The sequence below is a fragment of the Dactylosporangium sp. NPDC000555 genome (assembly GCF_040300025.1).
Classification (GTDB): domain Bacteria; phylum Actinomycetota; class Actinomycetes; order Mycobacteriales; family Micromonosporaceae; genus Dactylosporangium.
Genome location: NZ_JBEPDB010000062.1, coordinates 25210 through 40594 on the forward strand (window position 1 = coordinate 25210; position 15385 = coordinate 40594).

General features: G+C 73.4%; 12 protein-coding genes. 8 read left to right on the plus strand and 4 right to left on the minus strand.

The features are described from left to right. Positions 1-277 precede the first annotated feature (277 nt). The 8 genes from ABT297_RS30005 to ABT297_RS30040 all read left to right on the plus strand — a co-directional run bounded on the left by ABT297_RS30005 (position 278) and on the right by ABT297_RS30040 (position 12284). Positions 278-1303, plus strand: a complete 1026-nt coding sequence (locus ABT297_RS30005; protein WP_350555696.1) for a carboxymuconolactone decarboxylase family protein — start codon at positions 278-280, stop codon at positions 1301-1303. A gap of 109 nt (positions 1304-1412) precedes the next feature. Next, entirely contained in the window at positions 1413-2420 is a 1008-nt protein-coding gene (locus tag ABT297_RS30010; RefSeq protein WP_350555698.1) for a DUF1702 family protein, read from the plus strand. Continuing rightward, positions 2404-3372 (plus strand): DUF1702 family protein, encoded by a 969-nt coding sequence (locus ABT297_RS30015; protein WP_350555700.1) that lies wholly within the window; start codon positions 2404-2406, stop codon positions 3370-3372. Before ABT297_RS30010 ends, ABT297_RS30015 begins: the two co-directional genes overlap by 17 nt. A gap of 39 nt (positions 3373-3411) precedes the next feature. Then, a complete protein-coding gene (locus ABT297_RS30020) occupies positions 3412-9231 on the plus strand; it encodes a type I polyketide synthase (protein WP_350555702.1) in 5820 nt (1939 codons plus the stop codon). 2 nt (positions 9232-9233) lie between these two features. Beyond that, positions 9234-9674, plus strand: a complete 441-nt coding sequence (locus ABT297_RS30025) for an acyl-CoA thioesterase (protein WP_350555704.1) — start codon at positions 9234-9236, stop codon at positions 9672-9674. A 31-nt stretch (positions 9675-9705) separates the two neighbouring features. After that, the gene (locus ABT297_RS30030; protein ID WP_350555737.1) at positions 9706-10212 is read left to right on the plus strand and encodes a flavin reductase family protein; all 507 of its coding nucleotides are present in this window, start codon (positions 9706-9708) and stop codon (positions 10210-10212) included. A 191-nt stretch (positions 10213-10403) separates the two neighbouring features. Further along, the gene (locus ABT297_RS30035; protein ID WP_350555706.1) at positions 10404-11771 is read left to right on the plus strand and encodes a cytochrome P450; all 1368 of its coding nucleotides are present in this window, start codon (positions 10404-10406) and stop codon (positions 11769-11771) included. 57 nt (positions 11772-11828) lie between these two features. Continuing rightward, positions 11829-12284: an SCP2 sterol-binding domain-containing protein gene (locus ABT297_RS30040; RefSeq protein ID WP_350555708.1), complete on the plus strand. Its 456-nt coding sequence runs from the start codon at positions 11829-11831 to the stop codon at positions 12282-12284. Positions 12285-12344: 60 nt separating this feature from the next. Here the strand turns inward: ABT297_RS30040 and ABT297_RS30045 are convergent, their stop codons facing one another. The 4 genes from ABT297_RS30045 to ABT297_RS30060 all read right to left on the minus strand — a co-directional run bounded on the left by ABT297_RS30045 (position 12345) and on the right by ABT297_RS30060 (position 15371). Next, positions 12345-13088, minus strand: a complete 744-nt coding sequence (locus tag ABT297_RS30045; RefSeq protein WP_350555710.1) for an alpha/beta fold hydrolase — start codon at positions 13086-13088, stop codon at positions 12345-12347. Positions 13089-13153: 65 nt separating this feature from the next. Continuing rightward, complete coding sequence (locus ABT297_RS30050) at positions 13154-13900, minus strand: SDR family NAD(P)-dependent oxidoreductase (RefSeq protein WP_350555712.1); 747 nt, start codon at positions 13898-13900, stop codon at positions 13154-13156. A gap of 15 nt (positions 13901-13915) precedes the next feature. Beyond that, positions 13916-14113: a ferredoxin gene (locus tag ABT297_RS30055; RefSeq protein ID WP_350555714.1), complete on the minus strand. Its 198-nt coding sequence runs from the start codon at positions 14111-14113 to the stop codon at positions 13916-13918. Between the two features lie 16 nt (positions 14114-14129). Next, a complete protein-coding gene (locus ABT297_RS30060) occupies positions 14130-15371 on the minus strand; it encodes a cytochrome P450 (RefSeq protein WP_350555716.1) in 1242 nt (413 codons plus the stop codon). Positions 15372-15385 lie beyond the last annotated feature (14 nt).

Genomic DNA, 15385 nt, shown 5'->3' on the forward strand with positions numbered 1-15385 from the left:
ACCCGGGCCAGCGGCCCGGCGATCTTCCGGTCCGATCGGCAATTGCGACCATCGTCCGGGCGCCAGGGAGCGCTCGCATCTTCCGCATTGCGCTTGGCCACATGGGCGCCGGCGGCTTCTTCTGCCGTGCGGACCATGGCTGCAAACGGTGGCGGGACCACGGCGTGCCCGAATACTGGCAGGCGTCTGCCGCCAAGTCGGGGAGGGATCGATGGTTGCCGCTCGGGTCGCCGCATCGGTGGTTCAGCGACAGGTCAGGCACGTCAGCCCGGTTCCGGTGACGGCCGCGACCGGGCTGGTCGCCCGGGTCTACACGCAGGTTGCCGACGAGATGCGGCTGGTGGTGCCGCCTGCGCAGCTGCACTCGCCGTCGCCTCCGCTGCTCGCGGCCTACTGGATGCTGCTGCGCGAGCCGCTGCTGGCCGACGGTGCCCTCGACCGCGGCCTGAAGGAGGCGGTGGCCACGGCGGTGGCGGTGGCCAACATCTGCCCGTACTGCGTGGACATGCACAGCGTCAGCCTCTACGACCTGGCCACCGAGCACGAGGCCGAGGCCATCGCGGCCGACCGCGCCGGGGACGTGGCCGACCCGCGGCACCGGGCATTGACCATGTGGGCCCGCGACGCGCACGAGGCCGGCAACGGGCCGCCCCCGCCGGACGGGCTCTCCGCCGCGGCGCGGGCCGAGCTCGTCGGCCTGGTCGTCGGCCAGCACTACGTGACCCGCCTGGTGAACGTGTTCCTCGCCAACTTCCTGCTGCCGCCCGGTCTCGGCCCGCGCGCCCGGCGCCGCCTCAAACGGGGGGTGAGCCGGGTGCTGCGCCCGACGCTGCGCGACCCGCGGCCGGTGGGTCGCTCGCTGTCCCTGCTGCCGGCCGCCCCGCTGCCGCCGGACGCCGAGTGGGCGGCCGGCAGTCCGGTGGTCGCCGCGGCCATCGGCGCGGCGGCGGCGGCGTTCGACGCGGCGGGGGACCGGTCGCTCAGCCCGCAGGTGCGGGCCCTGGTGTCCGGGCGGCTGAACAGCTGGCGCGGCGAGGAGTTCGGCCCGGACCTGACCGAGTGCGAAGACCTGGTCGCCGGGCTGCCGCCGGCCGACCGTGCCGCCGCGCGCCTGGCTCTGCTGACCGCGCTCGCCTCGCACCAGGTCGGCGACGACGTGATTGGCGAGTTCCGCCGGCACCACCCGGACGATGCCACGCTCATCGAGGCCGCCGGGTGGGCCGCCTTCGCGGCCGCGTCCCGGGTCGGTGCCCGGATCCCGGTGCTGCCCGGTGGCCGGGCGGGCACGGCACAGCGCACTTGAGAAGACGCGGCCCGCCGCCGCGAGACAGCACGATGTGATGACGCACGTCGCTGGGTTCCCCGGAGTATCCGTCCGGCCCGGCGCCCGTACTGGAGAAGGAATCCATGCGATGCCGACCACCCTTGGCTCCCTCCGCCGTCTCGTCCTGACACCGAGCTTCACCGCGATCTCGTTCGCCGGGCGCGGCTTCCCGGTCCGGCCGACCGACGCCACGCGGCGGCTGGAGGCGGTGCCGCAGGCAGTCGTCTGCGGCTTCGAGTGGGGCATCGAGTGCCGCACCCAGCCGGAGCTGGAGAGCCGGCTGGCGCTGATCGAGCCGGAGCAGCGCGGCTTCGCCTACGAGGGCGCCACGATGGCGCTGACGGTGCGGGACGCGATGGCGGGCGGACGCGGCCACCGGGCGCGGGACCTGCTGCGCGGACCGGCCGTGCCGCACACGTTCCTCACGTACATCGGCATAGGTTTCGCCATGGCCCGGCTGCCGCGCCCGCTGTGGCGCAACGTGCTGCCCGACCTGACCGGGACCCCGTACTACCCGACGATGAGCTGGCTGGCCGTCGACGGCTACGGCTTCGACCGGGCCTACTTCGAGACCGACCGCTGGGTGACCCGTCAGGAGCGGCTGCCCGCCTACCCGTGGCGGGGGCGGGCCGACTACTTCCCGCGCGCCGCCGACCAGGGCATCGGCCGGGCGCTGTGGTTCATCCACGGCGGTGAGGTGACGGCCGTCGCCGCGGCGGTCGAGCGCTTCGCCCGGGACCGCCGCGCGGACCTGTGGAGCGGCGTCGCGCTCGCCGCCACCTTCGCCGGCGGCAGCGACGCGGAGGGCCTGCGAACGCTGCGCCGGGCCGCCGCCGGATACCACGGCGACGTCGCGCAGGGCGCCGTCTTCGCGGCGAAGGCTCGCGCCTTCGCCGGGTTCGTCCCGGCGCACACCGAGATGGCGACGGCAGTCTTCACAGGCTTCGACGTGGAGACCGCCGCCAAGCTCGCCGACGACGTCGCGGCGAACGGCTTCGGACCGTCCGAGGTGGACGGTCAGCCCGACTACGAGGCCTGGCGCGCGCGAGTCCGGGCCCGGTTCTCACAGGGAGATGTGCATGAGTGCGTTGGGTAGGCTCCGCCGCCGCTTGCTGACCCCGGACGTGTCCGAGACCCGTGTCGACGTGCGGGGCTTCCACACCAGTTCGACCGAGACCACCGAACGCCTAGAGACCGTCGGCCGCTCGTTCCTGGCCGGATACGGCGCCGCCGCACAGGCGGGCCGCCCTCGCGACGCCGAGACCGAGCTGGAGCGGGTGCCAGCCGAGTTTCGCGGGTTCTCCTACGAGGGCGCGGCGATGGCGCTCGCGGTGCGCGACGCTCTGCCGGTCGGCGGTCGCCGCCACGTCGAGGAGTTCCTGCGGGGCCGCGCCGCCAACCATGTCTACATGGTCTACGTCGGCGTCGGCTGGGCGATGGCCCGTGTGCCGCGGATGCGCTGGTCCGCCCTGCATGCACCGGATCCGCTGCTGCGCTGGCTGGTGCTCGACGGCTACGGCTTCCACCAGGCGTACTTCCGGACCCGCCGGTACGTGCACGAGCAGTACCGCCACCGCGGCTTCCCATGGCCGGTCGGCGACCCGGCCGGCTACGCACCGCACGTGATCGACCAAGGCGTCGGCCGGGCCACCTGGTTCGTCGCCGGCGCCGACCCGGACCTCGTGGACCGGCTTCTCCAGCGCTTCGCCGAGGATCGGCGCGCCGACCTGTTCAGCGGGATCGGGCTCGCCGCCACCTACGCCGGCGGCGCGAGCCGCGCCGGGCTGGAGCGCCTGTGGCACGTGGCCGGGAGGTATCGACCGCAGCTCGCGCAGGGCGCGGCGTTCGCCTGCGCGGCCCGGGTGAGGGCGGCCCTCGTGATGCCGCACAACGAACTGGCGGCCGAGGTCTTCTGCGGCATGCCGGCCGCCGCGGCCGCGAAGGTCACCGACGAGGCACTGCCGGGCCTGCGCGACGGCGCCGAACCCGCGTACGCCGTGTGGCGCCGCCGCATCAGCGACGCCTTCCGCGGCCATGCGGACAACTGACTTGGACGCATCCGTTTGACGAGAGGTCGGACCGTAGACATGACGAGGATCGCCGTGGTGGGGATGGCATGCCGTTATCCGGATGCCGCCTCACCGAAGGAACTGTGGGAGAACGCGCTTGCCGGGCGGCGCGCGTTCCGGCGCCTGCCGGACGTGCGGATGCGGCTGGACGACTACTGGGACGCGGATCCGAGCACGCCGGACCGCTTCTACGCGCGCAATGCGGCGGTCATCGAGGGTTACGAGTTCGACCGGATCGCCTACAAGGTCGCGGGCAGCACGTACCGCTCGACGGACCTCACCCACTGGCTGGCGCTGGACATGGCCGCGAAGGCCCTGGCCGACGCCGGCTTCCCCATGGGCGAGGGCCTGCCGCGGCAGCGGACCGGTGTCGTGGTGGGCAACACCCTGACCGGCGAGTTCTCGCGCGCCAACCAGCTGCGGCTGCGCTGGCCCTACGTCCGCCGGCTCGTCGCGTCGGCGTTGAAGGCCCAGGACTGGGACGACGACCAGCTCGCCACGTTCCTGACCACCTTCGAGGACACGTTCAAGGCGCCGTTCCCCGCGGTCGACGAGGACACGCTCGCCGGTGGGCTGTCCAACACCATCGCCGGGCGGATCTGCAACCACTTCGACCTCAAGGGCGGCGGCTACACGGTCGACGGCGCCTGCTCCTCGTCGCTGCTGTCGGTTGCCACGGCGTGCAACGCGCTCATCGACGGCGAGCTCGACGTGGCCATCGCCGGCGGCGTCGACCTTTCCATCGATCCGTTCGAGATCATCGGGTTCGCCAAGACCGGCGCCCTGGCCACCGGCGAGATGCGCGTCTACGACCGGGCGTCGAACGGGTTCTGGCCCGGCGAGGGCTGCGGCATGGTCGTGCTGATGCGTGAGGATGAGGCCCGTCGCGGCGGGCACCGCGTCTACGCGACGGTCGCCGGCTGGGGCATCTCCTCCGACGGCAAGGGCGGCATCACCCGCCCGGAGATCGGTGGCTACCGGCTGGCCCTGCAGCGGGCCTACGACCGGGCCGAGTTCAACATCGGCAGCGTCGCGCTGTTCGAGGGCCACGGCACGGGTACGAAGGTCGGCGACACCACCGAGCTGACCGCGCTCGCCCAGGCCCGCGCCGACGACGACCCGTCCGCCCCGCCCGCCGCCATCGGCTCGATCAAGGCGATGATCGGGCACACCAAGGCCGCGGCCGGCGTCGCCGGGCTCATCAAGGCGTCGATGGCGGTGCACCACGAGGTGCTCCCGCCGACGCTCGGCTGCTTCGACGCGCACGAGGTCCTCGCCGAGCCCGGTGCGCCGCTGCGCATGCTGCGCAAGGCCGAGCCGTGGCCGGCCGAGGGGCCGATCCGGGCCGGGATCACCGCGATGGGCTTCGGCGGCATCAACACGCACATCGTGCTGGAGAACCCCGAGCCGCGCCGCCGGGTACGCTTCGACACCCGGTTGCGGGCGCTGAGCTCATCGCTGCAGGACGTCGAGCTGCTCGCCGTCGACGCGGACTCCGCGCCGGAACTGCGCGAGCGGCTGGAGCGCCTGGCGACGTTCGTGGCCACGGTCGCCTACGCGGAGCTTGGCGACTTGGCCGCCACACTGCACCGGGAGCTGGCGGACCGGCCGTGGCGGGCCGCCGTGATCGCCTCCTCGCCGGAGCACGCCGAACGGCAGGCGCGTGCCGTCATGGCCGCCATCGACGAGGGTCGCTCAGGCTGGTTCGGTCCCGACGGCCGAGCGTTCCTCGGCTTGCGCCGGGGCCCGGCCCGCGTCGGCTTCCTGTTCCCCGGCCAGGGCTCCGGGCGCGGCGTCACCGGGGGTGCGCTGCGGCGCCGCTTCGCCGAGGCCGAGGAGGTGTACGCCAAGGCAGCCCTGCCCACCGGCGCCGATGCGGTCGCCACCGAGGTCGCCCAGCCGCGGATCGTGACCGGCGCCATCGCCGGCATGCGCACCCTCTCCGCGCTGGGCATCGAGGCGGCCGTCGCCGTCGGGCACAGCCTTGGCGAGCTCGCCGCGCTGCACTGGGCCGGCGCGTTCGACGAGGAGACCCTCCTGCGCACCGCGGCGCTGCGCGGCCAGACGATGGCGCGGCACAGCGCCTCCGGCACGATGGCCGGCATCGCCGCCGGCCCGGATGCGGTCCGGGAGATCCTCGCGGACCTGCCCGTCGTGGTCGCCGGCTACAACGGCCCACAGCAGACAGTGGTCGCCGGCCCCGTCGACGCGATCGACGCGGTCTGCGCCGCCGCGGCCCGCGCCGGGCACACGGCGACCCGTCTGAACGTCTCCCACGCCTTCCACTCGCCGCTGGTCGCCGACGCGGCCGACGCGTTCGCCGCCGTGCTCGACGGCGACCGGTTCGGCCCGGTCCGCCGCCGCGTCGTCTCCACCGTCACCGGCCGCGAGCTCGACGCCGGCACGGACCTCGTCGAGCTGCTGCGCACGCAGATCACCGAGCCGGTGCAGTTCGCGCAGGCGCTGGCCGCCGCGGTAGGCGACGTCGACCTGTTCGTGGAGGTCGGCCCGGGCCGGGTGCTCAGCGGGCTGGCGGCGGAGGCGACCGGGCTCCCGGCGGTCGCGCTGGACACGGACGACGAGTCGCTGGCCGGGCTGCTGCGGGTGGTCGCCGCCGCGTTCGTCGTCGGCGCGGCCGACATCGACCCGGCGCTGTTCCACGGGCGGCTCATCCGCCCGCTGCAGATCGGCGCCGAGTTCCGGTTCTTCGCCAGCCCCTGCGAGTCCGCTCCGATCCTGCCGCTGCCGGCCCGCGCCGCCGCGACACCGGCGGCCTCGGCCCTGCCGGTGGCCCCGGTAGCCCCGGTCACGATCGGGGGTGCCGCCGCGGCGAACGACGGCGAGTCGACCCTGCAGCTGCTGCGCCGGCTCGCCGCGCAGCGGGCCGAGCTGCCGGTGGAGCTGGTCCACGAGGGCAGCCGGCTGCTCGACGATCTGCACCTGAGCTCGATCACGGTCGGCCAGGTGGTCAACCAGGTCGCCCAGGAGATCGGGGTACCGCCGGCGCAGACGCCGGTGAACTTCGCCACCGCTACGGTCCAGGAGCTGGCGACCGCCCTCGACGAGATCGGCCGGACCGGCCGCCCGGCCGACGCCGCGGTGCCGGACCTGGTCGGCGGCGTCGGCGACTGGGTCCGGGCCTGGTCGGTCGACCTCGACGAACTGCCGGTCCCGGCCCGGCCGGCACCGGGGGCCTCCGGGCGCTGGCACGCTTTCGCCGATGGGGGACACCCGCTGGCCGAGCCGCTGCGCCGCGCACTGGAGCGGGCCGGCGTCGGCTCCGGGGTGCTGGTCTGCCTGCCCGACGAGTGCCCTGAGGAGAAGCTGGAGCTGGCGCTGGCCGGCGCCCGGGCGGCGCTGGCCGGCGAGGGCATCGACCGGTTCGTGCTCGTCCAGCGCGGCCGCGGCGCCGCCGGCCTGGCCAAGACGCTGCACCTGGAGGCACCGCACCTGCGCACCACGGTCGTCGACGTGCCGGGGGTACCGGAGGCGGTCGACTGGGTCGTCACGGAGGTCGCCGCGACGACGGCGATGTCGGAGGTGCGCTACGACGCCGAGGGCGTGCGGCGGGTGCCGACACTGCGCGTGCTGCCGGTCGAACCGGCCCGGCCGCAGGAGCCGCTCTCGGCCGGCGACGTGATCCTGGTGACCGGCGGCGGCAAGGGCATCACCACCGAGTGCGCGCTGAGCCTCGCCGTGCGCAGCGGCGCCCGCCTGGCCCTGATCGGCCGCTCCGACCCCGAGCAGGACCGGGAGCTTGCCGGCAACCTGGGCCGCATCGCCGACGCCGGTGTCGTCGCGCGGTACGCGCGGGCCGACGTCACCGACCCGCAGCGGGTGCGCGCCGCGATCGAGGAGCTCACCGGCGAACTGGGACCGGTCACCGTGATCCTGCACGGCGCCGGCCGCAACGAGCCGGCCGCCGTCACCAGCGTGAGCATGGCCACCGTCCGGGAGACCATGGCGCCGAAGATCGACGGCCTGCGCCACGTCATCGACGCGGTCGAGCCCGCCCAGCTGCGGCTGCTCGTCACGCTCGGCAGCATCATCGGCCGGGCCGGGCTGCGCGGCGAGGCGCACTACGCCACGGCCAACGAGTGGCTCGTCGACCTCACCGAGGAACTGGGGCGCAAGCACCCCAACTGCCGCACGCTGTGCATGGAGTGGTCGGTCTGGGCCGGGGTCGGTATGGGCGAGCGCCTGTCGGTGGTCTCGGCACTGTCCCGCGACGGCATCACGCCGATCACGCCGGACCAGGGCGTGCGGATGCTATGGCGGCTGCTGTCGGACCCGGACGCGCCCCCGGTCGTGGTGATCAGCGGCCGGACCGAGGGGATCCACACGGTGCGCTACGACCAGCCGCCGCTGCCGCTGCTGCGCTTCGTCGAGCGGCCGCTGGTGCGCTACCACGGCGTCGAGCTGGTCGCCGAGATCGAGCTCAACGCCGGCACCGACCCCTACCTCGCCGACCACGAGCTCGACGGCAACCTGCTGTTCCCGGCGGTGTTCGGGATGGAGGCGATGGCCCAGGTGGCCGGCGCGGCGACCGCCCGCACCACGGCACCGGTGATCGAGCAGGCGGAGTTCCTGCGCCCGATCGTGGTGCCGGTCGACGGCAGCACCACCGTGCGCGTCGCCGCGCTCGTCCGCGACGACGAGACGGTCGACGTGGTCATCCACAGCGCCGAGACCAGCTTCGCCGCCGAGCACTTCCGGGCGCGGCTGCGCTACGCCGGCCACGCCGAGCACGGCGCGGATGATCCGGCGCAGGCCCCGCCGTCGGTACCGCCGGTGCCGCTGGACCCGGCCGCCGACCTCTACGGCGGTACCCTGTTCCAGGGCGCGCGCTTCCAGCGCCTGCGGGGCTACCACCGCGCCGCCGCCCGCGACGTGGACGCCGACGTCGAGGCGCTCGGCACGGCCGGCTGGTTCGCGCCGTATCTGCCGGGCGGGCTGCTGCTGGGCGATCCCGGTGTTCGTGACGCGCTCATGCACGGCAACCAGGTCTGCGTGCCGGACGGGACGCTGCTGCCGGCCGGGATTGAGCGGGTCGAGCCGGCCGGCGACCGCCTCGTCGGCACCGGGATGTTCCGCTACTGCGCCACCGAGCGCAGCCGGGACGGCGACGAGTACGTCTACGACATCGTGCTGCGAACGCCCGCCGGGGAGATCGTCGAACGGTGGCTCGGGCTACGGCTGCGGGCCGTGCGGCGCACCGACGGCGCCGGCCCGTGGGTCGCCCCGCTGCTCGGCCCCTACCTCGAACGGTCCGTCGACGAACTGCTCGGCGTCCGGGTGGCGATCGCCGTTGAGCCCGACGAGCCTGACGCCGGCGCTGCCACGGACCACGTCGCGGCGCGGCGGGCCCGCACGGCGCTGGCCGCGACGAGGGCCCTGGGCCACCCGGCCACGATCCAGTACCGCCCCGACGGCCGCCCGGAGCTCGACGGCGACCGCACACTGTCCGCCTCGCACGGCGCCGGGCTCACGCTGGCAGCGGTGGCGCCCGGGGTGCTGGGCTGCGACGTGCAGGTCGTGACCGGTCGCCCGGCGCAGCAGTGGGCGCAGATGCTCGGCTCGCATCACAGCCTGGCCGACCTGGTCGCCACGGTGGCCGGCGAGCCGGCGGACACGGCCGCGGCCCGGGTCTGGGCCGCGATCGAGTGCCTGCAGAAGGCCGGCCGCCCGACCTCGGCGCCGCTGGTGCTGCGACCGCAGCAGCGCATCGGCTGGACCGTCTTCTCCTCCGGGTCGCTTCGGGTCGCCGTGTTCGCCACGACCGTGCGCGGCGTCGCCGAGCCGGTCGTCTTCGCTGTCCTCACGGAAGGAGGGCGTTGAGCATGACGCCGTACTTCGAATACCGGCACACGGTCGGGTTCGAGGAGACCAACCTCGTCGGCAACGTCTACTACGTCAACTACCTGCGCTGGCAGGGCCGCTGCCGGGAGCTGTTCCTCAAGGAACGGGCGCCGCAGCTGCTGGCCGACCTGCAGGACGACCTCAAGTTGTTCACGCTCCGGGTCGGGTGCGAGTTCTTCGCCGAGATCACCGCCTTCGACGAACTGTCGATCCGGATGCGGCTCGTCGAGCTCGCACAGACCCAGATCGAGTTCGGCTTCGACTACCTGCGGCTCGACCCCGACGGCGGCGAGCTGCTCGTCGCCCGCGGGGCGCAGCGGGTCGCGTGCATGCGCGGCCCGAACACCAACACCGTGCCGGCGCTGGTGCCCGAGCCGCTGGTCCGGGCGCTCGAGCCGTACCGCCGGGCAATGGCGGCCTGAAGCCGCCGGGCGACAGGAGGCCACTGTGGACATGCAATCCGAATCGGCGCTCGACGTGATCGATACCCAGCAGTTGCGGCGCGCCTTCGGTGTGTTCGCGACCGGGGTGACGGTGGTGACGGTCGGCGGCGCGACACCGCACGGCATGACCGCGAACTCGTTCGCGGCCGTGTCGCTGCAGCCTCCGCTGGTGCTGCTGTGCGTGCAGCGTGATGCCATCATGCACGACGCACTCACGCAGTGCCCCCTGTTCGCCGTCTCGGTGCTCGCGGCCAGCCAGGAGCCGGTCGCCCGGCACTTCGCCGACCGCCGCCGGCCGCTGGGGAGTGAGCAGTTCCAGGTCGTGGACTGGCTGCCCGGTGCGGCCACCGGCGCGCCGCTCATCGCCGGCGCCGCCGCGCACCTGGAGTGCGAGGTGTGGCAAACCTACGACGGCGGCGACCACAGCATCTTCATCGGCCGGCTGCTGAGCCTGCGCCGCTGCGCGGAGGACGTCCTGGTGTTCCTGCACGGCCAGTTCCACACGCTCGCCGCCTAGCGCCTGTTTCATGACTGGGGCGGGAGCGAGGCGGAGTCCAGATTTCGTCTGGTGGTGGCCCGCGGGAGCCAGGCTACCGGTGTTGTAACCGGGCTTGCGCGGGACGCCGCCAGGCGGAATCTGGGCCCGCCGCAGCCCCGCCTCAGTTATGAAGCAGGCGCTAGTTTCCACACTTCGACAAGGAGGGTCCGATGTCCGCGACGCGTGGCAACCGGCCGAGCCGGCGCAGGCCGCCCGGGCCGTCCCGGGCGGCGGCGCTCAACGAGCTGGTGATCATGAGCCGGGACCGGCTGGGCATGCTGACGTCGGCGGCGGCCAAGTACGGCGACGCGGCCTGGCTGCCCGTCGGGCACAAGGCGCTGTACTGCTTCAACCATCCCGACCACGCCAGGCGCGTGCTGGCCGACAACGCCGCGAACTACCGCAAGGGCATCGGGCTCGTGCACGCGCGCCGGGCCCTCGGCGACGGGCTGCTCACCAGCGAGGGCGAGCTGTGGCGCAAGCAACGCAAGGTGATCCAGCCGGCGTTCCAGAGCCGGCGGATCGCCGCGCAGGCGGAGGCGGTGGCGCAGGAGGCGGCCAAGTTCGTCGCGCGGCTGCGCTCCCACGCCGGCGCCGGGCCGGTCAACGTCGTCACCGAGCTGACCCAGTTGACGCTCGGCGTCCTCGGCCGCACCCTGCTCGACACGGATCTGGGCGCCTTCGACGATCTCGGCGAGTCGTTCGCCGCGGTGCAGGACCAGGCCATGTTCGAGCTGGCCTCGCTCAGCGCGGTGCCGATGTGGATCCCGCTGCCGCACCAGCTGCGCTTCCGCCGGGCGCGCAAGCACCTCCAGCGGGTCGTCGACCAGCTTGCCGCGGCGAGCCGGGGCGGCACCGGCGGCCGCGACGACGTGCTGTCCCGGCTCGTCGTCTCGGCCGGGCAGGAGCCCGACCCGGGCACCGGACGGATGCGGCTGCGCGACGAGCTGGTGACCCTGCTGCTGGCCGGGCACGAGACGACCGCGAGCACCCTCGGCTGGATGCTGCACCTGCTCGACCGCAACCCGGCGGCCTGGGAGCGGCTGCACGCCGAGGCCGTCGAGGTGCTCGGCGACGGCCTGCCGGCCTACGAGGACCTGCACCGGCTGCGGTTCGCCTCCATGGTGGTGGAGGAGACGATGCGGCTCTACCCTCCGGTGTGGCTGCTGCCGCGGCAGGCGATCGACGCCGACGAGGTGGGCGGCTACCACGTGCCGGCTGGCGCGGACGTGCTCGTCTCGCCCTACGTGCTGCACCGGGACGCGCGGTTCTGGCCGGAGCCGGACCGCTTCGACCCGCAGCGGTTCGACCCGGACCGTCAGACCGGGCGTCCGCGGTACGCCTACATCCCCTTCGGCGCCGGGCCACGGTTCTGTGTCGGCAACCATCTCGGGATGATGGAGGCCGTGTTCGTCACCGCGCTGCTGGCCCGTGACGTCCGGCTCACCACGGTGCCCGGCTACCGCGTCGTGCCGGAGCCGATGCTGTCGCTGCGGATTCGGGGCGGGCTGCCGATGACCGTCCAGGCCGTGCGGTGACTGCCGTGGGACGCGAACGCTCGGGCGGCAACCACACGATCACCTGAAGGGAGTCCGATGACCGCGGAACCCACCGAAACCGACCCCACGACCCTCGATGAGCTGGAGTTCGCCCGGCTGGTCAAGCGCCTGTCCGCCGACGAGCTGCGGCGGCTGGTCGCCGGCCCGGCCCGGACCGGCGTCCTCGACATGATCTTCGAGCGGATGCCCGGTGTGTTCCGGTCCGCTCGCGCCGGCGCGATGCGGGCCGTCATCCACTGGCGCATCGGCGGCCGGCCCGACGGCGGCGAGGACGTCTACGAGCTCGTCGTCGCCGACGCCGTGGTGCGGGTGTCGCCGCGGCCGCAGCACGAACCCGACCTGGCGCTGAGCACCGGCATCGTGGAATTCCTCCAGATCGTCACCGGCAACGCCCACCCGGTCGCGATGGTCATGCGGGGCAAGCTGAGGACCTCGGGCGACCGGCTGCTCACCATGAAGTTCCCCACGCTCTTCGCAGTGCCCAAGCCATGACCCGTACGGAAGGGCTCCACCGCGCGGTGGAGCCCTTCCGTACGGCTGGATGTGCTTGGCTCAGGCGCCGGTCGCGGCGTCCGCGGTATGCCGCAGCATGGCCTGGATCACCTCGTCCCAGCGCTCCGGCGGGGCCATCTCGTGGCCGACCCCGTCGAGCAGCAGCAGCCGCGAGCCGGGAATCTCCCGGGCCAGCGCCGCACCGTGCCCGGGCGGGAAGAGCGGATCCCGCATGCCGTGGATGACCAGCGCCGGCGCCGCGATGTGCCGCAGCCGGGCGCGGTAGTCCTCGCCGGGGTCAATCATCCAATGGTTGTGGCCGGGCGCGGCGTCGGGTCCGCTGAACAGCTCTGCCAGCTCCGGTGACATCGCCGGCAGATCGGGATAGGGCGGCGCGCACGGGCGCAGGGCTGGGCTGGTGGAGATGAGGGTGAGCGTCTCGACGAGGTGGTCGTAGTCCAGCGCGAGGCGCTGGGCGATCGCCCCGCCCATCGACATGCCGGCGATGTGCGCCCGGGGCACCGCGATCGCTTCGAGCAGCGCGGCCGCGTCGGCGACCATCTCGTCGAAGCCGTACTGCGGGTTGCCCAGCTCGTACTTGGTGGAGTCACCGGTGTCGCGGTGGTCGTAGCGGATGACGAACCGGCCACCGTCGGCGAGGCGCTGGCATAGTGCCCGGTCGATCCACTCCATGTCGGCCGTGGCCCCGCCGATCAGCAGGATCGCGGGGTCGCGTGCCTCGCCGAAGGTCTCCACACACAGCCACACGCCGTTTGCCCGCACGCTCCAGCTCCCTTCGCTCATGGTCGCGACCTCCCCTGCTGTTTGTCGAAGCTGAGCCGGTGATTTCGACATGAGCGCGGGTGCGGTCAGAGCCGGACGAGACCGCCGTCGGCCATGATGGTCTGACCCGTGATGAAGCGCGCCTCCTCGCCGGCCAGGAAGGCCACCAGGCCGACGACGTCCTCCGGCTCGCCCTGCCGCCGGATCGCCTGCAGCGAGGCGACGAACTGCTGCGCGTCGGCGTTGACGCCGCTCTCGGACAGCCCGGGCGTGCGGGTGAGGGTGGGCCCGACCGCGTTGACCGTGATGCCGTAGCGGGCGACGTCGCTGGCCAGGGCCCGGGTGAACCCGACGACCCCCATCTTGCTCGCCATGTAGTGCGTCATCCCGCCCATGGCCAGGCCGATGGTGTTCGACGTGAGGTTGACGATCCGGCCCCAGCCGGCCCGGCGCATGTGGTCGACGACGGCCTTGGTCATCAGGAACTGCGAGTCGAGGTTGACCGCCAGCACTCGCCGCCAGGCCGCGAAGTCGAGGTCGAAGATGTTCTTCGCCGGGTAGATGCCGGCGTTGTTGACCAGGATGTCGCAGCCCCCGACGCGATCGGCGATCTCGCGGCCGACGCGGGCGACGTTGCCGGCGTCGGAGACGTCGGCGACCAGCCCGAGCGCCTTGCCGCCGAGCTCCTGGGCGGCCTCGACCGTCTCCCGGGGCTCGACCAGGTCGACGGCGACCACCGAAGCCCCGCGCGCGGCCAGCCCCAGGCAGATCGCCTGCCCGATGCCGCGTCCCGCGCCGGTGACCACGGCGACCCGCCCCTCCAGTGTGGTCATCGCACACCGTCCCCTCTAGTCGTCGGCCAGCGACAGCGCGCCGGACGGGCACAGATCGGCCGCCGCGGCGAGCAGCTGCGTGGCCTGCGGATCCCGGCGGTCGACGAGCAGCAGGACCCTCCCGTCGTCCGGGCTCTGGTCGAACAGTTCCGGCGCGGACAGCGCGCACATCCCGGAGCCGACGCACAGCTCCCGGTCGATCTCCAGTCGCATCGGGTCTCCTCGCCGATCACCAGGTGACCGGTACCCGGTCGACGCCGTAGATGTTGGAGTCGTTCTTGAACGGCAGGCCGGCGACGTCGCCGACGAGCCGTAGCGTCGGCACGCGGGTGAACAGCGTGCGGAAGACGATCTGGAGTTCCTCGCGGGCGAGGTTCTGGCCGATGCACTGGTGGATTCCGTAGCCGAAGGCCACGTGGTGGCGCGCGTTGCGCCCGATGTCGACGGTCGCCGCGTCGGCGAACGCCGCGTCGTCCCAGTTCGCCGAGGCGAACGAGATCAGGATCCCGTCTCCGGCGCGGATGCGCACCCCGCCGATCTCGATGTCGTCGGTGGCGATCCGGGGCAGGGCGTCGACGACGCTGAAGTATCGCAGCAGCTCCTCGACGGCGGGGCCGGCCGCCGCCGGGTCGGCCACGATCGCCGCCCGCTCCCGCTCGTTCGACAGGAGCCACGCCGAGCCGAGCGCGATCATGCTGGCGGTGGTCTCGAATCCGGCCACCAGGAGCAGCATCGTCAGGCCCACCAGCATCTCGTGGTCGAACAGCGGCGTCTGCCGGTTGCGCCGGATCAGCCGGCCGAGCACGTCGTCGGTCGGGTTCGCCTCCTTGGCGCTGATCAGCCGGTCCACGTAAGCGTGCAGCTCCGCGCTGGTCTCCTGCCGCTCCTGGGCCGGGACCGACTGCCGCAGCTGTGCGTTCGCGGCGCGCTCGATCAGCTCGCGGTCCTCGTAGGGCATGCCGAGCAGCTTGGTGACGGTCGCGGACGGCACCGGCACGGCCAGCGCGTCGACCAGATCGGCCGGCTGCGGCCCGGCCAGCATCGCGTCGATCGCCCGGTCCACCGTCTGCTGGATGTGCGGGCGCAGCTCCTGGGCCCGCCGCAGGGTGAACTCGGTGATCAGCATCCGCCGCTGCGGGCCGTGCTCCGCGCGGTCCAGCCCGATCAGCGATCTGCCGACCTCGGCGATGTTGCGCCGGGTCTGCGGGGTGACCGATTCGGTGAGTGGCAGATTGGGGTGGGTGCGGTCCGAGCTGACCCGCGGATCGGTGAGCAAGGCCCGCACGTCCGCGTAGCGGGTGACCAGCCAGGCCACCTGCCCGTCGGGCACCCGCACGGGCACGATCGGCCGCTCGGCGCGCAGCGTCTCGTACCGCGCCGGCGGATGGAACGGGCAGTCGCGCTGCATGGGGAAGCCGAACGGCTCGTGCTCGGGTCCCGCCAGCGCGACCGGCGTCATGTCCTGCGTCATCGTGATCCTCTCCC